Raw genomic sequence first — 19,767 nt, forward strand, 5'->3', positions numbered from 1 at the left:
GCTTGGCCCGCGCGCTGGGCGCCGGGCGCCGGGCGCTAGGCGCCGGCGGGGCACGAAGCGGCGCTCGGGTGTAGCGACTAGCTAGATTGTCGCCCAGGCGGCGATTTCGTCCTCATGCCGGCGCGTTATCAGCAGACCGCTTGCCTTCCCCTCGGCCAGATCGACCGAGATTTCGCCGGTCCACTCAACCGTCGCATTGCCGCTTAGCGTCACCATGCCCGCTTCGCTGGCGGCGGCGCGCACCAGGCCGCCGCGATTGCGCACCGTTACGATCTGATTGAACGGCAAGCGCCCCGTCAGCCCCGCCACAAAGGTGGCTGCCCCCATCGCGCTGCCGCAGGCATTAGTCAGGCCGACCCCGCGCTCGAAGGTACGAACGTAAAGCTCTGCGCCATCGCGAACCTCAACGAACGACACATTGGCACGATTTGGCAGCCAGGTGGGCGCGGCTTCGCAGATCTCCCCGATGCGGACCAGCTCGGCCTCGTCAACGCGATCGACAAAGGCGATCAGATGAGGATTGGGCAAGGCGACCGCGGTAAAGCGCAGGCTTGGCGAGAGCCGCTCGATCACTGCTTCGCGGATCTGGTCGCCCTCACCCTCGAGTGGCCAATCGCGCACGCCCAGCGTCGCTGGCCCTGCCGTTTCACGAACCGTGTAGACGCCCGGGGCCAGATCATCGTCACGCGCAACCTCGGCCTCGCTCGTCTTCAGCCGCACGAATGCCTCACGCCGGCCAGTCGCCTCCAGCCCCGCCCGCGCCACGCAGCGCAAGCCGTTGAGGCACGTTTCCGGCTCCGATCCATCCGCATTGAAAATCCGCATGCCAAAGGCTGCACGATCATCCCCTTGCGTCAGCAGAAGGATGCCGTCGCCCCCGACCGGCCCGGCACGATCCGCAAGGGCGCGCGCGACCTGCGCCCACTCACCGTCCGACAACCCGATGTCGCGGGCGTCGATCAGAGCGAAATCATTGCCGGAGCCATGGCATTTGGTGATGTCGAAGCGCATGGCTGCGGCTTATCTGCGCCCCGTACCGATGCCGCAAGCCTTGTCCCAAGTCACCGCCCTAGCCGCCTCGGAACGCGCGGATCAATCGAGCCGGTAATGATCCGCCAATCGGTCGAGCGCCATGGTCAACACCAGTCGGCCGGACCGCGCGGGCCAGCCCAGCGACTTTTCCGCGACCGGGAGCCCTTCGCCCGCGCATACCACCCGCCACAGCACGTCGCTGAGGCCGCGTCCGACCGCCGCCACGGCGGCATCGAAGCGACGCTTCGCGGCCAGGTGAGCACTCGTCGGATCCAGTCCCTGCCCCGCGCCGCCATCAACCCGAACGGACCATCGCATCGTCACCGCGGGTGCCATTGCCGCCCGTTCATAATCGGCACGCAGTCGCTCACCGGCGGCAATCTGCCGAGCGTCGAGCAGTCCGCGAGCGCCAAGCCATGACAGCGGCGATTCCGCAATGTTCACCGTGACACTGCGCCCCTGCTTGCGGGCGCCTCGCGGCAGAATACGGCCCGCACCGTCGATCCCACGCTCCACCAGCATCTGCATCTTTGTTCTCCTTATGTTCGATGCAGGTGCCATGACATGAAGCCATGCTTGTAGGACAGGCTCTTAGCGGTGAACCTTCCGCAGCCGCAGCCAGGAGCCGAGCGCCCACCAGGCGAGCGCCCAAAGCGCGCCCGCGCTCCACCCGGCCAGCACGTCGCTTGGCCAGTGCACGCCCAGATAGACGCGGCTGAACCCGACCGACCCGACCAGCGCGATCGCTGCAGCAAAGATGAACCAGCGAGCGGCGGCGCGCGGCACGATCTGCATCACCATCAGCGCGATGGTGAAATAGACGATCGCACTGTTACCGGCATGGCCGCTTGGGAAGCTGGCGGAGGCGACCTCTACCAGGTGATCGACCAGCGCTGGCCGATCCCGCCCGACCAGTTCCTTGCCCAACGAGATCGCGAGTGAGCCCGACACCGTGCCGCCCAAAACGAGCGCGGCGGTAAGGAAATGGCGGCAGGCGACGAGGAAGCCGACGGTGAGCGCGACGATCAGCGTCAGCACCGTGCCGCCGCCCAGCGCAGTGATGTCAATCATGGCCCCTTGCAGCCATGACGGCCCAATCGGCGTCGCGGCGTCGCCGGACGTACGCAGCGCGAGCATGATCGCATGGTCGAAATCGAATTGCGTGCCGCGCGCGATCGTCCCGCCGAGCAGCGTGACGATCAGCACCGCTCCCGCGAGGGCGGCCAGCGCGATGAAGGCATAGGGTGGGTGTGAGATGCCCTCGGGCGCGGTCTGGTCCGGCGTGGCGGGCGTGTCAGCGAGATGCTCGAGCGTGGATTCGGGAGGCATGTGGCGGATGTAGCAGGGATATGCGGAAAGGCTGCACTGATCGCGTAATGGTATGATGGCCGGCAGGATGGCATCGCCGGGACCTTTGCACAGCACGGCAGATTGCGGCAGGCCCGGTGCGAGAGGTGGATCCGGCGGGGCTTGCGCACTGGCGCGACGTGTCGCCCTTCGCTTCGTGCAGCAGCCGCGCTGTTTCTTGCTGCTTGAGCCGGCGAGCTTGCGGCGGGCGTCGCGCAGCCGTTCGTTGATCGTATGCACCGACAGGTCGAAATGCCGCGCCATGGATTTGGCGTCGTGCCAGACGAGGAGCAGGCGAAGCCTCTCCTTTTTCCGTCAGCGCCTCAACTCCGGGGCCATCAAACCTAACGCCATCCAACCTGATCTTGCCGCCAAGGCTAGCGGGGCATCCGCCGGGCGTGACCCCAAAACGATTGTACCCGCGGCTGGTGGGCCGCGGGTACGTGAGGTTTCAGCGGTGTGCGGCCGGCCTAGTCATGCTCGCGGTCGCCGGCGCCCATGTAGAGTTCGCGGCCGGTTTCCTCATAGACGTTGCTCATCTTGGCCATGCCGGCCTCCGCCTCTTCGGTGGCGAGGAAGCCTTCGCTGCCCTGGTTCTGCAGCCGAGCGAAGTCGCGCACTTCCTGCGTGATCTTCATCGAGCAGAACTTGGGGCCGCACATCGAGCAGAAATGCGCGGTCTTGGCGCCTTCCGCCGGCAGTGTCTGATCGTGGTACTTTTCCGCGGTGTCGGGATCGAGGCTGAGGTTGAACTGATCGCGCCAGCGGAATTCGAAGCGGGCGCGCGACAGGGCGTCGTCGCGCATCTTGGCGGCCGGGTGCCCCTTGGCGAGATCGGCGGCATGGGCGGCGAGCTTGTAGGTGACGACGCCGACCTTCACGTCGTCGCGGTCCGGCAGGCCGAGATGCTCCTTCGGCGTCACGTAGCAGAGCATTGCCGTGCCATACCAACCGATCATCGCCGCGCCGATGCCGCTGGTGATATGGTCATAGCCGGGCGCGATGTCGGTGGTCAGCGGCCCGAGCGTGTAGAAGGGTGCCTCGCCGCACGCCTCAAGCTGCTTGTCCATATTCTCCTTGATCTTGTGCATCGGCACGTGGCCGGGGCCCTCGATCATCACCTGCACGTCCTGCGCCCAGGCGCGGTGGGTGAGCTCGCCGAGCGTATAGAGCTCGGCGAACTGCGCCTCGTCATTGGCGTCGGCGATGCTTCCGGGGCGCAGGCCATCGCCGAGCGAATAGGCGATGTCATAGGCCTTCATGATCTCGGTGATCTCGTCGAACCGCTCGTAGAGGAAGCTCTCCTTGTGGTGCGCGAGGCACCATTTCGCCATGATCGAGCCGCCGCGGCTGACGATGCCAGTGACGCGCTTGGCGGTCAGCGGCACGTACGGCAGGCGAACGCCGGCGTGGATGGTGAAATAGTCGACGCCCTGTTCGGCCTGTTCGATCAGCGTGTCGCGGAAGATCTCCCACGTCAGGTCCTCGGCGATGCCACCTACCTTCTCCAGCGCCTGGTAGATCGGCACGGTGCCGATCGGCACGGGCGAGTTGCGGATGATCCACTCGCGCGTGTCGTGGATGTTGCGCCCGGTGCTGAGGTCCATCACCGTGTCCGCGCCCCAGCGGATCGCCCAGACGAGCTTGTCGACCTCGGTGGCGACGTTCGACGCGACGGCGCTGTTGCCGATGTTGGCGTTGATCTTGACCAGGAAGTTGCGGCCGATCGCCATCGGCTCGGATTCAGGATGGTTGATATTGTTGGGGATGATCGCCCGGCCGCGCGCCACCTCGTCGCGGACGAACTCGGGCGTCACGTAATCGGGGATCGCCGCGCCGAAGCTCTCGCCGTCGCGAACGTATTCGCGCAGCATCTCGCGGCCGAGGTTCTCGCGCGTGGCGACATATTCCATCTCGGGCGTGATGATGCCGCGGCGGGCGTAGTGCATCTGGCTGACGTTGGCGCCGGGCTTCGCGCGCAGCGGGCGCTTCACGACGTTGGGGAAGGGCTGGACGCCGCCGGAGCGGTCGGGGCCGAGCTGGCCGTTGTCCTCCGGGCGGATCTCGCGCGCGTCGTACGCCTCGACATCGCCGCGACCCATGATCCAGTCGCGGCGCAGCGGCGCAAGGCCGGCGTTGATGTCGATGCGGACGTTCGGGTCGCTGTACGGCCCCGACGTGTCGTAGACATTGAGCGGGGGCTCGCCGCAGCCCGCCTCCAGATCGATCGCGCGCATCGCGACCTTAAGCGGACCGACGTGGATCTTGCGCGAGCCGCGGATCGGGCCGGTGGTGACGCCGATGGCGCCGCGCGCTGCTTCGATGGGGGAATCTACGTCGGCCATGTCTCACTCTCCAATAGCCGAAGAGCGAAAGACGGATTGCCGGTGGTGGCGCGCCGCTCCCTCCCTCCGCCGGTGTCAACCGGATCAGGTTCAGCGGGTCGGGGGCTCGTGCCCCCCTCTCAACCGCCGTCAGCGGTCCCCCGGGGATATGGCCGTTCTACGCGCCTTCACGGACGTGGTAAAGCCGGGCGCGACCGACGCCGCGCCCGGGAAAGCGGATCAATTGGCCGCGCTGGTCTTGAGGTCGCCGTTGAGGCCCGCCGGGAAGAACCCTCCCGACGAGACGGACGCCTTGTTCACGTACAACACGTTCAGCACGGCGGGATTGGTGCGGCTGAAGGCGATGCCGTTCCCATCGGCGGGGGTGATGTTCGCAGCGCCATCAATGGAAACGCCCTGATCCAGATCGCTGCTGCCATCCAGCGAGTCCCGAGCATCGCTGAACCGACCGGCCAGCGTGCGAAGCGCGGGGTCGCTGTAGAGCGCAGTGCGGATCAGCCCCGCATGATAGCTTTGCGCGCCAAGGAGACCAAAGAAGCCGGTGCGGGTATTGCCGATATTGATCAGCGGCTGCAGCCCCTTGTACGCGGTGACGATCACGTCCTGCAGGAAGAACGCACCCAGCAGGAAGTTGCCGTCGCCCGAGTAGGGATTGAACGTCTCCTTCAGCGCCGCGGAGAACGGGCCGTCCGCGGCGCCCGAGATGTTGATCGCCGGCTGCGCCACTGCTTCGGCAGTGATGATACCGCGCAGATAAGCGATGCGCCGCTGTGACTCAGCAGCGATCTCACGCGCGCAGGCGGCAACGAACGGGTCGCTGAAGGTTACGGGCGCGCCGCCGGTCACACCACCGGGGGTGCCGGTACCGGTCAGCAGGTCGGCCGACACGCCCGCGCCCGTCGTTGCGTAGGCGAAATATTGTGCCTGGAGATATTCCAGCTGCAGCGCGAAGTTCACAGCCGCGCGGTCGGCATTCGTCGTCGAGGTGGGCGTAGGCGTCGGAGTGGGGGACGGTGTTGGGGACGGCCCGGAATCGTCGTCGTCATCGCCTCCGCAGGCGGAGAGCAGTGCGAGCCCTCCAGCGGCGATCGAGGCGCCACCGGCGAGCTGAAGAAAGCGGCGACGCTCGGCGTGCCGGCTGGTGGCTTCGAGCGGCTGGGGCAGGTTGTCGTGATCGGTCATGGCGAATGGTCCTGGAAACTAAGAAGCGGGCGAAGCGGGGTCGCCTCAGCTCGTCGCGGTTGACTTGATCGTGCCGTTCACCCCAGCGGTGAAGAAGCCGCCGCTCGTCGCCGTGCCACTGTTCAGATAAAGGACGTTGAGCACCTGCTGCGGCGTACGGCTGATTGCCAGGCCGTTGGCGTTCAGCGGCGCGACATTGGCAATCGCCGCGCCGGAGGCCGAGGCACTCGGCCGGACGCCCTGATCCAGGTCGGCAGCGGCGCCGTCCAGCGTGTCGCGCGCGTTGGAAATTGCCTCGCTGGCATCGATCAGTGACGGGGTGCTCAAGCCGCGGCGGTACAACAGGCCACGGATCGCGGCGGCATGATGCGCCTCCACGGCGAGCATGCCACCGACCGCTTCTTGATAGGCGCGGGTCGTGATCAGGCCCATGATGCCGCCATAGGCCGTGACGCTCACATCCTTTACCATGAACGCCGCGAGCAGGAAATTCTCCTCGCTCGCATACGGATCGAACGCTTGCCCTGCACCGACCAGCCCGGCCGCACGCGCCAAGCCGCTGAACGCGCTGGTGGGTGTCGATCCCAGATCGATCGCTGGCTGCGCGACGGCGTAAGCGGTGGTCAACGAGGATCGCAGGAATCGGACATGGGCAAGCGCGTCGGCCGCCATCTCCTTGGCGATAGAGCCGAACACCGCATCGGTGAAGGAAACGGCGCGTGCGCCACTGGCCGCACCTGCTGTCCCGCTGCCCGAAATGTCTGCCGTCGCCAGAGCGGCTCCACCGGTCGCAACCGCAAAGAAGTTCGCCTGCAGATATTCGATGTTCAGGACGAAGTTCAGCACGTCGACTTCGCTGGCGATCGTCTGTGCCGCGGCCGGCTGTGTCGTCAGCGCCAGGGCGCCCGCTCCAACCGCCGCCGCCCCGAATGCGGTGGCAAAGAAGGCGCGTCGATCGGCGCGCTGCGGGCCGCGCGCCTCCGGCGTCTCGATCAACGTTTCCGTCTGCGACATCGCGGCTTCCTTCTTTCTCTAACGCGCACCGGGCGGCATGCCCCCGGGCCCGTGCGTAACTCGTTTCGCTGTCGGTTTCCTGAACGGATCGACAGGAACGCGCTAGCGCGAAAGTGCGCCCAAGGAAATGTCAGGAAGAGAACGCACCTCAGCTCAGGCGTCCGCCCAGCGCCGCAGGAGATTGTGATAAACGCCGGTCAGCTGAATCACGGCGGGATCGCCCTGCCCCCGCTCCGCGGCAACCGACTGAATGCTGCGGTCAAGTTCAAAGAGGATGCGGCGATCGGCGTCGGCGCGCACCATGGATTGCAGCCAGAAGAAGGAAGCCACACGCGTGCCGCGCGTGACCGGCGTCACGCGATGCAGGCTGGAGGAGGGGTACACTACTGCATGTCCCGCCGGCAGCTTCACCTGCTGCTCCCCGAACAGATCCTCGATTACCAGCTCGCCGCCGTCATAGCTGGCGGGATCCGCCAGGAAGAGCGTGCAGGAAATGTCCGAGCGGATGCGAAAATCGGTGCCACGCTGGATGCGGATGGCATTATCGACATGCGTGCCGAATGTCTGGCCCTCGCCGTACCGGTTGAACAAGGGCGGAAACACCTTCAACGGCAACGTCGCCGCGAAAAAGAGTGGCGACCGGCCGAGCGCGTCCAGCACGATCCTCCCGGCTTCACGGGCAGCGCCTCCTTCTTCCGGCAGTTGCTCGTTGCGCTTGGCAAGGGCCGATTGGTGGCCGGAAGTGACATTGCCGTCGACCCATTCAGCGGCGTCGATGATCCGGCGCACTTGGCCGAGCTCATCGGCATCGAGAACATCCGGGATGGCGATCAGCATGAACGGCTCTTCCGACAAGGTGATGGCGCCCGTCTCGCCCGCGGCCGCCGACTCGCCCGGCCCTCCGGAAGGCGGCACGCACGCCGGAACGAACGAGCAATGCCGGGCACCTGCGACCGGTGCCAGCGCTGCTAACGGGCTTGAACGCCCGATGGCCCGCGAACTGCCGTCATGTCAATCTTGTTGCGATTGATTATCATCTAACCGCCGAATGCTGTCGTCGAGCAGCCAGGTTCGCAGGGCACTGGCGAGATTGGGAGGATCGGGCACGACGATGCGCACGGCGTCTATTTCGGCGACCAGAGCAGACAGCGGGAGTTGGTGCACAACCGCCGCCTGCTCCAATGCCTTCCAGAACAATGGTTCCAGGCTGATCGAGGTCGGGTGCCCGGCGATGGTGATCGACCGCTTGACGGGCCCAGTGAACCCGCCGCGCGGAGGACGTATGTCACTCCTCATCGCGACGAACCCTGCTCGGCAATCCCGTAGCTGGGGCGCCGGAGCGTTCCTTTGCCGATAGCGCGATGAACCCTTCGCTTCATGAAGGAAGGTCTTACGTGCGTAGGGGCATCGCGCAACCCGGCTGCGGGGCTACTCCAGATCCGATTCGCTCACCACGATCGGGTTCGCGTCGGAATTGCGGCCGAGCGCCGACAGCGCCGCCTCGGCCACTTGGTCAATGAAGCGGTTGAACATGTCCACTGCGTCTCCATCCGGACGATCGCCGCTCAACGCCTCCAGCAGATCATATTGAACCGCGAATTCGTAATCGTCCCCGTCGACCTCGCCAGTGAACTCCACGAGCTCGGCATCGATGTTGTCGAGGACGGAACTGGTGTCGATTTCCAATTGGCCGTCTGCCATCAGTTACTTCCTTCTACTTTGGTGCGTGGCCGGCGGCTCAGGCCGGCAGGCGTTGTGCGAGATCGCCGATAGCTTCGCCGACGAACCTGTCGAGTGGCATGGCGCCGTCCAGGTGCACGGGCCGTTCGAGGGTCAGTACCGCGTCGCTCTTCATCGCATCGTCCAGATCCTGCCAGGCGCGCACGGCCGCCTCCAGGTTTGTCACCTCGGGAACCGCTTCGCCTGCGCGGGTCACGTCTTCGAGCGAAGCGCTCATCTTCCAGTCGATCGAGGGGTCGAGTGCATCGCCCCAGGTGGCTTCCGCCATGCTGCGTCTCCCGCGCGGTTCCGTTACTGCCCCCAATCGCCGGAACCCACGCGAGGGTTCCGCAACGGGGATGATTGCGCTGCCGGTGCCCCTGGCGCTGGTCGCCGGCCGTGCCATGCACTACGGGCGGGTCAACAAGGCGACGCGCGGAGGGGATTGTTGATGACGCGGCATCTTCCATGGATTGCGCTGGCGATGGTCGGCGCGGGAAGCCTGGGCGTGGTCGCGACCGTGCGCGGCGAGCCGGTCAACGCCCTGTGGATCGTGGCAGCAGCCGTGTCGGTCTATCTTGTGGCCTATCGTTATTATGCCCTGTTCATTGCGCGCGCGGTGGTCGGTATCAACCCATCCCGCCCAACGCCGGCGGTTCGCCGCGCTGATGGCCTTGACTATGTCGCGACCGACCGGCGCGTCCTGTTCGGTCATCACTTTGCGGCGATTGCCGGTGCTGGCCCGCTGGTGGGACCAGTGCTCGCGGCGCAGATGGGCTATCTGCCGGGAACGCTGTGGATTCTGGCAGGCGTGGTGCTCGCCGGCGCGGTGCAGGATTTCATGATCCTGTTCATTTCCATGCGTCGCGATGGCAAGTCGCTGGGCGAGCTCGTCCGCATGGAAATGGGCGCGATCCCGGGCACAATCGCGCTGATCGGCGCCTTCATGATCATGGTGATCATCCTGGCGGTGCTCGCCTTGATCGTGGTGCGTGCGCTTGCGGAAAGCCCCTGGGGGCTGTTCACTGTCATCGCCACCGTCCCGCTGGCGATGGTGATGGGCGCCTACACTCGCTGGATCCGTCCCGGTGCGATCGGCGAGGTGTCGATCATCGGCTTTATCGGCCTGATCGCTGCGATCATCTTTGGCCAGTCGGTGGCGGAAAGCCCGGTCTGGGGGCCGATCTTCACGCTGACGCCGGTACAGCTTTGCTTCGGCCTGATCGCTTATGGCGCCATCGCGTCGCTGCTGCCGGTCTGGCTGCTGCTGGCGCCACGCGACTATCTGTCGACCTTCCTCAAGATCGGGGCGATTGCGGCGCTGGCGATCGGCATCGTCGTGCTGGCTCCGCCGCTGAAGATGCCGGCCCTGACAGAGTTTGCCTTCACTGGCACCGGACCTGTGTGGGCTGGGCCGCTGTTCCCGTTCCTGTTCATCACCATCGCGTGCGGGGCCGTGTCAGGGTTCCACGCCCTGATCTCCAGCGGCACCACGCCCAAACTCATCGCCAGCGAGAGTGATGCGCCGTTCATCGGTTACGGGGCGATGCTGATGGAAAGCGCCGTCGCGATCATGGCGCTGATCGCGGCATCGATCCTCGATCCCGGCATCTATTTCGCCATGAACGCACCCACCGCGATCACCGGCGGCGATCCCGTGACAGCCGCTGCCGCCGTCACCGCCATGGGTTTCCCCGTGTCCCCCGAGACTTTGGCCACCACCGCGCGCGAAGTGGGCGAGGCGACGATCGTCAGCCGCGCCGGCGGCGCGCCAACCCTGGCGGTGGCGATGGCGGAAATCTTCAGCAACGTGCTGGGCGGTCCTGGCATGAAGGCCTTCTGGTACCATTTCGCGATCCTGTTCGAGGCACTGTTCATCCTGACGGCGGTGGACGCGGGCACCCGCTCTGGCCGTTTCATGCTTCAGGATCTGCTGGGCCTCGCCGCTCCCCGGTTCAAGGACACCTCCAGCTTCGTTCCGGGCCTGATTGCCACCATGCTATGCGTCGGCGCGTGGGGGTTCTTCCTCTACCAGGGGGTCACCGATCCGCTCGGGGGTGTGAACACGCTGTGGCCGCTGTTCGGCATTTCCAACCAGATGCTGGCGGCCGTGGCGCTGATGCTCGCAACCGTGGTGCTGATGCGCATGAAGCGGGAGCGTTTCGCCTGGGTCACGATCATCCCGGCGGGCTGGCTGGTTCTGTGCACTGGCACCGCTGGCCTGATGAAGCTTTTCCATCCCGATCCGAAGATCGGCTTCCTCGCCCATGCCGAGGTCTTCTCCAGCGCCATCGCGCGCGGCGAAGTGCTGAAGCCCGCCGCCTCCATGGCGGAGATGAGCCGTATCGTCTTCAACGATCGGATCGATGCCGCCCTATGCGCCATCTTCCTGGCGGTGGTGGCAGCCATCCTGATCTACACGGTGCGCACGTGCCTTGCCGCGCGTCGGCTGGATCGCCCCAGCGTGCGGGAGATCCCGCCCACGCTTGAGGTGGCGCGATGAGCATCTTCGGACGTCTGGCGCAAACCGCCCGGCTGATGGTCGGCTTGCCGGACTATGATGCCTATTGCCGGCACATGGCGGATCGGCACCCGGGCGCCACGCCGATGACCCGCGCCGAATTCTTCCGCGATCGCCAACAGGCGCGCTACGGCAACGGCGGGGGTCGCTGCTGCTGACCGTCCGACGATCATAACCGTCATGCCCATCACGCCGGAATGACCCGGGCATGATGGGCTATAACAGCAACCCGCGTTACAGGTCGGGATACCGTTCCATGATCGCGCTGGTCACGCCGTTGGTCCAGCCAAAGCCATCCTGTGTCGGATATTCTCCGCCGCCGCCCGGCTTGCGCTCCTCCACGTCATACTTTTCCAGCATCTTGCCCGTCTCGGCATAAGCGGTCGACACCGTGTCCAGCCACCGCTTCGCAATGTCGCGGGCCAGTTCGGCCTGCCCGCTACGCTCCAGGCCAGCGATCGCTACCCATTGCAGCGGCGCCCAGCCGTTAGGGGAATCCCATTGCTGGCCGGTACGGATCGGCGTGGTGCGCAGCCCTCCACTCGCCAGCAGGTCACGCCGCACGCTCTTCGCCACGGCGGCCGCCTGCTGCGGCGATGCTGCGCCGGCAAAGAGCGGATAGAGCATAGCGGCGGACACGCGCGGTGTCGGCTTGCGCGTAATCCGATCCCAATCGGCGTAGCGCCCTTCCTTGGCCACCCAGAAGTAGCGGTTCAGCGCCGCGCGCCGCTTGTTCGCCATCGCGGTGAACGACGCTGCGCCCGCCTGGTCGCCGGCAGCGGCGCTGCGCTTGGCAATCGCCTCCTCCATCATCAGCATCAGGCTGTTGAGATCCACCGGCACAATGTCCGTGGTCCGGATCGAGGCAAGCCGCTGCGGGTCGGACAGCCAGCGGCTGCTATAATCCCAGCCGCTTTCGGCGCCCGCGCGCAAGTGGCGATACAGTTCTTCGGCCGGGCGGCTCGGGTCTTCCTTGGCGGTGATCACGTCCTCGGCGAAGGATTCATCGCGCGGCAGCGGTCGATCATCCCAGTAGCGGTTCAGAAGTGTCCCGTCCGGCATCCGCACGACTCGGCCGCAGGCGCCGCTCGCGTCCAGGCAGTCGGCGCCCTGCATCCAATAGGCATGTTCTTTCTTCAACGCCGCCAGCCGCTTGGCCGCGATCGCCGGGTCGGTGTTCTTCGAGACGTCCAGCATCAGCGCATAGAACGGCGGTTGTGACCGGCCCAGATAATAGGTGCGCATGCCGTTCGGGATGTGCCCGTACCGCTCGATCGTGTCGGTGAAATTGGCGAGCATCGATTCGACGAGCGGCTGCTGCCCATCCACCTCCAGGCCCAGCATCGTGAAATAGCTGTCCCAGTAATACATCTCGCGGAACCGGCCCCCCGGCACCACGTACGGCTGTGGCATCGGCAGCAACGATGACCCTGCCACGGCCTCGTCCGGCTGGCGCACCAGCATGGGCCAGAGATTGCGGATATGCCGCCGGAGGTCCGTTGCGCCGCGATCATTGACACCTGGGACAGAGAAGTTCGCGAGAACAAAAGTGCGCAGCGCCTCCGGCGTTGCCGGCCGCTCACGCTGGTAATCCGCCATGATCGCCTGCGGATCGCGCTTCGGCACCGCATCGACGAACGTCTTGCCGTCCGGGAAAAGACGCCCCGTCTGCACGGCGCTGAACAAATCACCATAGAGCGCCGCCGGCGATTGCTGCGCGCCGATCGGCTCCGCAACCAGCGCGCATACGGCCAGCGATGTTCCAACCAGCGATTGCCAAAGCTTCATCGTTACTTACCCTTATTCGCCGGAGCCGCAGCCCCGGTCCCCAGATGCCGATCGAAAAAGGCCGAAACAAGCCGGAAAGCCTCTGACGATTCTGGCATGTCCGGCCACACGAAAAAGGCATGGCCGAGGCCATCGAAGATCTGGAGTTCGCTTTTGACCCCCAGCGCGGACAGGCGACGGTGCTGCCACGTCAGGACGCTGGCAGCGAAGTCGCGGCTTCCGGCAAGCTGCAACGTCGGCGGAAATGTTCGCATCACCTCGTCCGAGCGAAGCGGATAGGCGAGCGGATCGGACGCCGGCACGCCGGTCATGTAGACGCTGGGCAGGTCGGCCGGCAGCGCGCCCTGCCGCATCGGCTTGCCCGCGGTCAACGGATCGGAAAGGTACGCGCTATCGCCGGCATAGGGGCTGCCGGTACCGCAAAAGGTTCCAATGGCGCCCGGCCGCGGCAGGCCATTGCGCTGAAACCAGGCGACTGACTGGGCGGTGATGATCCCACCCGCAGAGCAACCATAGATGCCGATATTCTGCGGACGAAAGCGCTTGAGCAATTCGCGATAAACCGCAGCCACATCCTGCGAAGCGGCGGGATAGCGGTGCTCGGGCGCCAGGCGATAATCGACGGTCACCACGGTAATGCCCATGGTTGCCGCGATCGGGATCGCTTCGACCAGCGCCCCGCTGCCGCTTCCCCACATGAAGGCGCCGCCATGCACGTTGATCAGCACGCGTTCCGCATTGCGGGCGGCTGGGCCATTGGCCGGCGTGACCACGTCCACCATCACGCCGGCCATACGCTCACGACGCTCAACCGTGCGGAAATGGCGCCGCATTTCCGCGAGACGATCGTCATTGTAGCGCCCCCAAAAGGCGCGCGCCGCAGCAATGTCGTTGCCGAAGTCGGGGGGGCGGATCGCCTGCTGCTGCACGATTACGCGCTTTGCCTCATCGCTCAGCAACGTCGATGGCGGCAGCGTCATTGCCGGCACGTTCACCGTCTGCGCCGCCACCGGCGCCGCCAGCATCAGCGCCGTCATCACCAAGCCTGCCTTCACCACTGCCTCCTCGTGAACTGTTGCAGAAAGGCTGCACTATATGCGGGATTGCGCAACACCCCTTTTGCACGCCTCGACGGGAACAAGCCCCGTTCCTATCTCGCGCGCATCAGGCCGCTACCGGGAGGAGCGGCCGAAGCAAAAGGGTAAAGATCATGCTTTCCACCTTCATGGGCCGTCTCATGATCGGCACTGCCGTCGGCGCCATGCTCGCCGCCGGGCCAGTTGCCGCGCAGACCGACACGTCTGCCGCTCAGTCCGCGGATAGCGCACAGCGCGCGCAGCCGGAAACCGGTCTGGTCGATACGTCCGCTCAGAACGGCGAGGATATCGTTGTTGTCGGCACCGCCGGCGGCGGCACGCGCCGTCAGGACGCATCCTTCGCCGTCACCACGCTTGGCAACGACGCGATCGAGCGCGCGGCCCCGAACAGCACGGCGGACCTGCTGCGCACCGTTCCGGGCGTCATGGCGGAAAGCTCGGGCGGCCAGAACGGCGCGAACATCTTCGTGCGCGGCTATCCCTCGGGCGGCGACGCTCAGTTCGTGACGTTCCAATATGCCGGCACGCCGATTTTCGCGCCGCCGACGCTGTCGTTCCTTGAAAACTCGCAGCTGATCCGCCTCGACGAGACGGTGCAGCGCGTTGAGGCTGTGCGTGGTGGCACGGGCTCGCTGTTCTCCAACGGCCAGCCGGGCCTGACCGTCAACGTCGTGCCGCGCATCGGCGGCAGCGAGTTCCACGGCCTCGCCAAGCTGTCCTACACCGATTTCGACGAAATCCGCGGCGACGCCTGGATCTCCGGCCCGATCGGCCCGGACACCGGCTTCATGATCGGCGGCTATTACGCGCAGAGCAACGGCATCCGTGACCCGCGCTACCGTGCCGAACAGGGTGGTCAGATCACCGCGAACATCCACCATGATTTCGGCGACAAGGGCTCGGTGGAAATCTACGCCCGCTACCTGAACGACCGCGGCCAGTGGCTGCTGCCGATCCCGGTGGTCGTGGATGGCGATAACACCAGCCAATATCCCGGCTTCGATCACGGCACCGGCACGCTGAACGGCCCGGACACCCGCGCTGTGCAGAACGTCGTCGGCCGCACGGTCGATCTGAAGGACGGCCGTGGCGCCAAGGTCATCAACACCGGCTTCACCTTCGATTACGAGGTGCTGGACGGCCTGCGCGTGCGTGAGCGCGTGAGCTACATGGGCGGCAATGCCGACACACTGGGCCTCGTCCCGACCGAAGCACCAGTGGCTGCTTCCGTGATGGCGACCCGTCTGGCGGGTGCTGGCGCGACGGTATCCTCGCTGGTCTATGCCAATGGCAGCGGCGCGCTGGCGACCGGCGCTAACACGCAGGTGCTGCGTGCGGGCATTTGGGAAGTACGCAAGAAGATCTCGTCCTTTGTGACGGACTCCGCGTTGGAGTGGACCAGCGGCAACAACAAGCTGACCGGTGGCTTCTACTACACCAATTACACCTCGCGCGATCAGTGGGCGCTGGGCAACCAGGTGCTGCTGACGGCAGAGCCGAACGCGCGCCGGCTTGACCTGACGGTTACCAGTGCGGCCGGCACGCCGCAGCAGGCAACGCTGCGCGGCTTCACCAGCGGCCCGGCTTTCCAGGTCCGCGGCTGGTATGAAGGCCAGGACCTCGCCTTCTATGCGGTGGACGAACTGCAGATCACGCCGGAACTGCGCGTCGATGGCGGCATTCGCTGGCAGCGCCACATCGTGGACGGCACACTCAGCACCCCGCGCTCGGCGGCGCAGGGCGGCAACGTCAACCTCGATGGCAACCCGAACACGCTGTATGACAACAATGTCACCGTGCTCGGTCCGCTGCGCAACATCCGCTATCGCGACGATGCGTGGTCGTGGACGGCAGGCGTCAACTACGACTTCAGCCGCAACGTGGGCGTGTTCGCGCGTTACAGCCGCGGCAACAGCTTCCCGCAGTTCGACAACCTGCGTGAAGCCAGCGCGGCTGACATCGCCAACAACACCGGCCTGGCCGTTGTGGCGGAAGTCGATACCTACGAAGCCGGCCTGAAGGTCTCGACCGACATCGCGAACCTTTATGCCACCGTCTTCCACAACCGCTTCGACGGTCTGGCGACCACGACGATCATCAACGACGTGCCGACCAGCTCCAACGGCGGCGCGAAGGCGACCGGTGTCGAGGTTGAAGGCGTGGTTCGTCCGTTCCAGGGCTTCAGCCTGGCCGCAGCCGGCACGTTCCTTGATGGCACTTACCGTGATTTCTTCACGGGCAACGGCACCATCGACAACACGGGCAATCGCGTGCAGCGCCAGCCCAAGTGGATGTGGCGCGTGACCCCGGCCTACGAACTGCCGATCGGCAGCGTGCGGCCGTCGCTGTTCGCTACCCTGCAGTACACCGGCGATCGTTTCTCCGATCCGGAGAACAACCAGATCCTGCCGAGCTTCTATCAGCTCGACGCCGGTGTCTCGGTGACGGTGGCGGATCGCATCCGTCTGCAGGTGACCGGCAACAACCTGACCGACGAACTGGGTCTGACCGAACAGAACCCGCGCATCATCGGTGGCCAGGGCCAGGGCGTGATCCTCGCTCGTCCGATCCTGGGTCGTTCGTTCCGCTTCAGCGCGGCGTTCGAATTCTGATCTGACCACTGCCAAAATCGGGGCGGCGCTTCACACGAAGCGCCGCCCTTTTTCTTTTCGCGGCACTTCCGACGGCTGTTTCCCGCCTTCGCGTGGATGATGGAAAACGCTATCGTCCGTGCCATGGACAGACGTAACGTATTGAAGGGCATGGCCGGAATTGCCGCCGCCAGCGCCGCCACGGCCTTTGCTGACGCCGCCGTCCCGCCGGGGAAGAAGCAGCGCAACGTCCTCCTGCTGATCTCCGACGATCAGGGCCTTGATCTTGGCTGCTATGGCGTTGCGGTGAAGACTCCGCGGCTCGACCGGCTGGCGCGGGGCGGCACGCTGTTCCGCCACGGCTATGCCGCCGTCTCCTCGTGCAGCCCCAGCCGCGCGGTGATCAACACCGGCCTCTATACGCATCAGAACGGCATGTACGGCCTGCAGCACGACGTGCATCACCAGTCGCTGCTGCCGGGCATTGAAACATTGCCGTCAATGCTGCGCCGTGCCGGCTATGCCACCGCGCTCGTCGGCAAGAAGCATGTCGGGCCCGACAGCGCCTTTCCTTATGAGGCGGAACTGGTGCCGGAGCGCGGCGGCATCCGCGACGTGCGCGAACTCGCCATCGCCGCGTCGAGCTTCATCCGCTCGACTGACGAACGGCCGTTCTTCGTCACCATCGCGTACAGCGATCCGCACCGCGCCGCCGTGGATTACGGCAACGATCGCGCCTGGCCGGGCGTGAAGCCCGAAAGCTACGATCCGCGCCGCGTGCAGATCCCGTCGCATCTGCCCGATCTTCCTGCCGTGCGGCAGGACATCGCCGAATATTATGAATCGCTGAGCCGCCTCGACGCCGGCGTCGGCATGATCCTCGACGATCTCGCCGCCACCGGCCGCGCCGATGATACGTTGGTCATCTTCCTCAGCGACAATGGCCGGCCCTTCCCCGGCGCCAAGACCAACCTCTACGATGCGGGCCTCCACCTCCCGCTCATCGTCCACGCGCCGGGCAGCGCCCCGGCGGTGAACGACGCGATGGTCAGCTGGACGGATATTGCCCCCACCGTCCTCGATTGGACCGGCGTCGCCCCGCCTGCCGCCTACAAGCTGTCCGGCACGTCATTGCTGCCGATCCTCGGCAAGCCGGACGATCCGGCGCGCGACGCAATCGTCGCCAGCCACGATTTTCACGAGATCAATCAATATTATCCGATGCGCAGCATCCGTACGCGCACGCACAATTACATCCTTAACCTCGCCTGGCAGCTGCCCTATCCGATCGCCGGGGACGTGGCGGGCTCGCCATCATGGAAGGCGATCAGCGCCGATCCCGCGATCCCGCTCGGCAAGCGCAGCCAGGCGGCGTACCTTCAGCGCCCGGCGGAGGAACTGTACGATCTCACCCGCGATTCCGACGAGCTGGTGAATGTCGCCACCGACCCCGCCTATGCCGCGATCAAGGCGCAGCTGGCCGAGCGGCTGCGCGCCATCCGCGCCGAGACCCGCGACCCCTGGCTCGCCGGGCAGACCGATCCCTATTCCCACGTGGGCCAACATTGATGACCAAGGGTATCGACCGCCGCGGCGTGCTTCTCGCCGGCACCGGGGGCGCCTTCGGCCTCTACAGCTTCGCCGCCGGCGCCGCGCCTGCGACGAAGCAATTGAAGCTGCACCGCAGGGCCGGCGTGAAGCCGAAGAACATCCTCGTCATCCTGACGGACGATCATCGGTATGACGCGATGGGCTTCATGAAGGCGCAGGATTTCGGCGAGACGCCGACGCTCGATCGCCTGGCGCGCGAGGGCATTCATTTCCGCAACGCCTTCGTCACCACCGCGCTCTGCTCGCCCAGCCGCGCCTCGATCTTCACCGGCCTCTACGCGCACCAGCACCGCGTGGTGGACAACAACCACCCGATCCCGCCCGGCCTCACTTACTATCCCGAATATCTCCAAGCCGCGGGTTACGAGACCGCGTTCATCGGCAAATGGCACATGGGCATCGAAACCGATGCGCCGCAGCCCGGCTTCGATCACTGGGTCAGCTTCAAAGGCCAGGGCTATTATCTGCCGCACCCCGACGGGCTCAACGTCAACGGGCGGCATGTGCCGCAGAAGGGCTATATCACTGACGAGCTGACCGATTACGCGCTCGCCTGGATCGACCAGCGCGATCGGAAGAAGCCGTGGATGATGCACCTGGCGCACAAGGCGGTGCATTCCGAATTCATCCCGGCGGAACGGCACCAGGGCCGCTACGACAAGGAAACGTTCCGCTATCCGGCGAACATGAAGCCGGGCGTTCCCGGCCGCCCGATGTGGGTCGAGAACCAGCGCAACAGCTGGCACGGCGTCGATTATCCGTACCACGGCACGCTCGACATCGGGGATTATTACAAGCGCTACATGGAAACGCTGCTCGCGGTGGACGAAGGCATCGCGCGGATCATGGATCTGCTCGACCGGCGCGGCGAGCTCGATGACACGCTGATCCTCTACATGGGCGACAATGGCTTCATGTTCGGCGAACACGGCCTGATCGACAAGCGCGCGGCTTATGAGGAATCGATGCGCGTGCCGATGTTGATGCGCTGCCCGTCGCTGTTCGGCGCCGGCACCGTCGAACAGGTCGTCGCCAACATCGATGTCGCACCAACGATGCTCGCCGCCGCCGGGCTCGAGGCGCCCGAAGGGCTCGCGGGATCGAACATGCTGCCGCTGGTCACCGTCCCCCCGGCGAGTGGCGGCACGGCCGACGTGCCGTGGCGCAAGGAGCTGATGTACGAATATTATTGGGAACGGAATTTCCCGCAGACGCCCACCGTCCACGCGCTGCGCGAGGATCGCTACAAGTACATCCACTTCCATGGCATCTGGGATCTCGACGAGCTCTACGACCTCGCCGCCGACCCGCACGAGAACGACAATCTCCTTGCCCGCCCGGGCCACGAGGATCTCGCCGAACGGATGAGCGCGAAGCTCTTCCGGCTGCTCGAAGAAACCAACGGCATGCAGATCCCGCTCAGTGCCGACGCTGGCGAGCGCAACGAACGGCGCGATCCAAACGGCCCCGCCATGGCGCCATTCCCGCCCAGTTTCTTCCGTCCGCCGCACAAGTGATAC

17 protein-coding genes, 1 pseudogene and 1 riboswitch are annotated in these 19,767 nt (G+C 65.6%); of the genes and pseudogenes, 5 read left to right on the top strand and 13 right to left on the bottom strand.

The annotated features are described in order from the left end of the window. Positions 1 to 81 precede the first annotated feature (81 nt). The 11 genes and pseudogenes from dapF to LQ954_RS15045 form a co-directional block, all read right to left on the bottom strand. Positions 82 to 1,011 (bottom strand): diaminopimelate epimerase, encoded by a 930-nt coding sequence (dapF, locus tag LQ954_RS15000; RefSeq protein ID WP_231023860.1) that lies wholly within the window; start codon positions 1,009 to 1,011, stop codon positions 82 to 84. A gap of 81 nt (positions 1,012 to 1,092) precedes the next feature. Next, the gene (locus tag LQ954_RS15005) at positions 1,093 to 1,560 is read right to left on the bottom strand and encodes a DUF6456 domain-containing protein (RefSeq protein ID WP_231023861.1); all 468 of its coding nucleotides are present in this window, start codon (positions 1,558 to 1,560) and stop codon (positions 1,093 to 1,095) included. Positions 1,561 to 1,623: 63 nt separating this feature from the next. Next, the gene (locus LQ954_RS15010; RefSeq protein WP_227772826.1) at positions 1,624 to 2,361 is read right to left on the bottom strand and encodes a phosphatase PAP2 family protein; all 738 of its coding nucleotides are present in this window, start codon (positions 2,359 to 2,361) and stop codon (positions 1,624 to 1,626) included. Between the two features lie 163 nt (positions 2,362 to 2,524). Then, positions 2,525 to 2,673 (bottom strand): annotated as a pseudogene (locus tag LQ954_RS16350) (LuxR family transcriptional regulator); the annotation flags it as partial. Positions 2,674 to 2,849: 176 nt separating this feature from the next. Beyond that, positions 2,850 to 4,724: a phosphomethylpyrimidine synthase ThiC gene (gene thiC / locus LQ954_RS15015; RefSeq protein ID WP_231023862.1), complete on the bottom strand. Its 1,875-nt coding sequence runs from the start codon at positions 4,722 to 4,724 to the stop codon at positions 2,850 to 2,852. A gap of 44 nt (positions 4,725 to 4,768) precedes the next feature. Then, positions 4,769 to 4,877, bottom strand: a riboswitch (TPP riboswitch). 66 nt (positions 4,878 to 4,943) lie between these two features. Further along, entirely contained in the window at positions 4,944 to 5,906 is a 963-nt protein-coding gene (locus LQ954_RS15020) for a ferritin-like domain-containing protein (protein WP_231023863.1), read from the bottom strand. A gap of 45 nt (positions 5,907 to 5,951) precedes the next feature. Further along, entirely contained in the window at positions 5,952 to 6,920 is a 969-nt protein-coding gene (locus LQ954_RS15025; RefSeq protein ID WP_231023865.1) for a ferritin-like domain-containing protein, read from the bottom strand. Between the two features lie 153 nt (positions 6,921 to 7,073). Next, the gene (locus LQ954_RS15030) at positions 7,074 to 7,757 is read right to left on the bottom strand and encodes a Fe2+-dependent dioxygenase (RefSeq protein ID WP_227772822.1); all 684 of its coding nucleotides are present in this window, start codon (positions 7,755 to 7,757) and stop codon (positions 7,074 to 7,076) included. Between the two features lie 174 nt (positions 7,758 to 7,931). Next, positions 7,932 to 8,216 carry a ribbon-helix-helix domain-containing protein gene (locus LQ954_RS15035; RefSeq protein ID WP_227772821.1) on the bottom strand — a complete coding sequence of 95 codons (285 nt, stop codon included), beginning with the start codon at positions 8,214 to 8,216 and terminating at the stop codon, positions 7,932 to 7,934. A gap of 132 nt (positions 8,217 to 8,348) precedes the next feature. Next, entirely contained in the window at positions 8,349 to 8,621 is a 273-nt protein-coding gene (locus LQ954_RS15040; protein WP_231023867.1) for a hypothetical protein, read from the bottom strand. 37 nt (positions 8,622 to 8,658) lie between these two features. Beyond that, positions 8,659 to 8,928 carry a hypothetical protein gene (locus LQ954_RS15045; protein WP_231023869.1) on the bottom strand — a complete coding sequence of 90 codons (270 nt, stop codon included), beginning with the start codon at positions 8,926 to 8,928 and terminating at the stop codon, positions 8,659 to 8,661. 162 nt (positions 8,929 to 9,090) lie between these two features. Between LQ954_RS15045 and LQ954_RS15050 the strand changes: the two genes are divergently transcribed. Together LQ954_RS15050 and LQ954_RS15055 are read left to right on the top strand one after the other, a co-directional pair. Continuing rightward, positions 9,091 to 11,142: a carbon starvation CstA family protein gene (locus LQ954_RS15050; protein WP_231023871.1), complete on the top strand. Its 2,052-nt coding sequence runs from the start codon at positions 9,091 to 9,093 to the stop codon at positions 11,140 to 11,142. Continuing rightward, entirely contained in the window at positions 11,139 to 11,318 is a 180-nt protein-coding gene (locus LQ954_RS15055) for a YbdD/YjiX family protein (protein ID WP_231023873.1), read from the top strand. The genes LQ954_RS15050 and LQ954_RS15055 overlap by 4 nt, the downstream gene beginning before the upstream one ends. 76 nt (positions 11,319 to 11,394) lie before the next feature. Here the strand turns inward: LQ954_RS15055 and treA are convergent, their stop codons facing one another. Continuing rightward, positions 11,395 to 12,948 (bottom strand): alpha,alpha-trehalase TreA, encoded by a 1,554-nt coding sequence (gene treA / locus LQ954_RS15060; RefSeq protein ID WP_231023874.1) that lies wholly within the window; start codon positions 12,946 to 12,948, stop codon positions 11,395 to 11,397. A gap of 2 nt (positions 12,949 to 12,950) precedes the next feature. Continuing rightward, positions 12,951 to 14,003, bottom strand: a complete 1,053-nt coding sequence (locus tag LQ954_RS15065) for an alpha/beta hydrolase (RefSeq protein ID WP_231023875.1) — start codon at positions 14,001 to 14,003, stop codon at positions 12,951 to 12,953. 155 nt (positions 14,004 to 14,158) lie between these two features. On the opposite strand from LQ954_RS15065, the gene LQ954_RS15070 reads away from it, so the two are divergent. The 3 genes from LQ954_RS15070 to LQ954_RS15080 all read left to right on the top strand — a co-directional run bounded on the left by LQ954_RS15070 (position 14,159) and on the right by LQ954_RS15080 (position 19,764). Continuing rightward, complete coding sequence (locus LQ954_RS15070; RefSeq protein WP_227772814.1) at positions 14,159 to 16,657, top strand: TonB-dependent receptor; 2,499 nt, start codon at positions 14,159 to 14,161, stop codon at positions 16,655 to 16,657. A 123-nt stretch (positions 16,658 to 16,780) separates the two neighbouring features. Beyond that, positions 16,781 to 18,205: a sulfatase family protein gene (locus LQ954_RS15075; RefSeq protein WP_231023876.1), complete on the top strand. Its 1,425-nt coding sequence runs from the start codon at positions 16,781 to 16,783 to the stop codon at positions 18,203 to 18,205. After that, positions 18,205 to 19,764: a sulfatase family protein gene (locus tag LQ954_RS15080; RefSeq protein WP_231023878.1), complete on the top strand. Its 1,560-nt coding sequence runs from the start codon at positions 18,205 to 18,207 to the stop codon at positions 19,762 to 19,764. The genes LQ954_RS15075 and LQ954_RS15080 overlap by 1 nt, the downstream gene beginning before the upstream one ends. Positions 19,765 to 19,767: the final 3 nt, after the last annotated feature.

The sequence above is a fragment of the Sphingomonas sp. IC-11 genome (genome assembly GCF_021043365.1).
Taxonomy (GTDB): domain Bacteria; phylum Pseudomonadota; class Alphaproteobacteria; order Sphingomonadales; family Sphingomonadaceae; genus Sphingomonas.

Coding starts and splice junctions, on each gene's coding strand:
- LQ954_RS15050 (WP_231023871.1), top strand. CDS start 9,091: ATGACGCGGCATCTTCCATGGATTGCGCTGGCGATGGTCGGCGCGGGA.
- LQ954_RS15030 (WP_227772822.1), bottom strand. CDS start 7,757: ATGCTGATCGCCATCCCGGATGTTCTCGATGCCGATGAGCTCGGCCAA.
- LQ954_RS15010 (WP_227772826.1), bottom strand. CDS start 2,361: ATGCCTCCCGAATCCACGCTCGAGCATCTCGCTGACACGCCCGCCACG.
- LQ954_RS15005 (WP_231023861.1), bottom strand. CDS start 1,560: ATGCAGATGCTGGTGGAGCGTGGGATCGACGGTGCGGGCCGTATTCTG.
- LQ954_RS15045 (WP_231023869.1), bottom strand. CDS start 8,928: ATGGCGGAAGCCACCTGGGGCGATGCACTCGACCCCTCGATCGACTGG.
- LQ954_RS15070 (WP_227772814.1), top strand. CDS start 14,159: ATGCTTTCCACCTTCATGGGCCGTCTCATGATCGGCACTGCCGTCGGC.
- dapF (WP_231023860.1), bottom strand. CDS start 1,011: ATGCGCTTCGACATCACCAAATGCCATGGCTCCGGCAATGATTTCGCT.
- LQ954_RS15020 (WP_231023863.1), bottom strand. CDS start 5,906: ATGACCGATCACGACAACCTGCCCCAGCCGCTCGAAGCCACCAGCCGG.
- LQ954_RS15025 (WP_231023865.1), bottom strand. CDS start 6,920: ATGTCGCAGACGGAAACGTTGATCGAGACGCCGGAGGCGCGCGGCCCG.
- LQ954_RS15080 (WP_231023878.1), top strand. CDS start 18,205: ATGACCAAGGGTATCGACCGCCGCGGCGTGCTTCTCGCCGGCACCGGG.
- LQ954_RS15040 (WP_231023867.1), bottom strand. CDS start 8,621: ATGGCAGACGGCCAATTGGAAATCGACACCAGTTCCGTCCTCGACAAC.
- LQ954_RS15055 (WP_231023873.1), top strand. CDS start 11,139: ATGAGCATCTTCGGACGTCTGGCGCAAACCGCCCGGCTGATGGTCGGC.
- LQ954_RS15075 (WP_231023876.1), top strand. CDS start 16,781: ATGGACAGACGTAACGTATTGAAGGGCATGGCCGGAATTGCCGCCGCC.
- thiC (WP_231023862.1), bottom strand. CDS start 4,724: ATGGCCGACGTAGATTCCCCCATCGAAGCAGCGCGCGGCGCCATCGGC.
- LQ954_RS15035 (WP_227772821.1), bottom strand. CDS start 8,216: ATGAGGAGTGACATACGTCCTCCGCGCGGCGGGTTCACTGGGCCCGTC.
- treA (WP_231023874.1), bottom strand. CDS start 12,948: ATGAAGCTTTGGCAATCGCTGGTTGGAACATCGCTGGCCGTATGCGCG.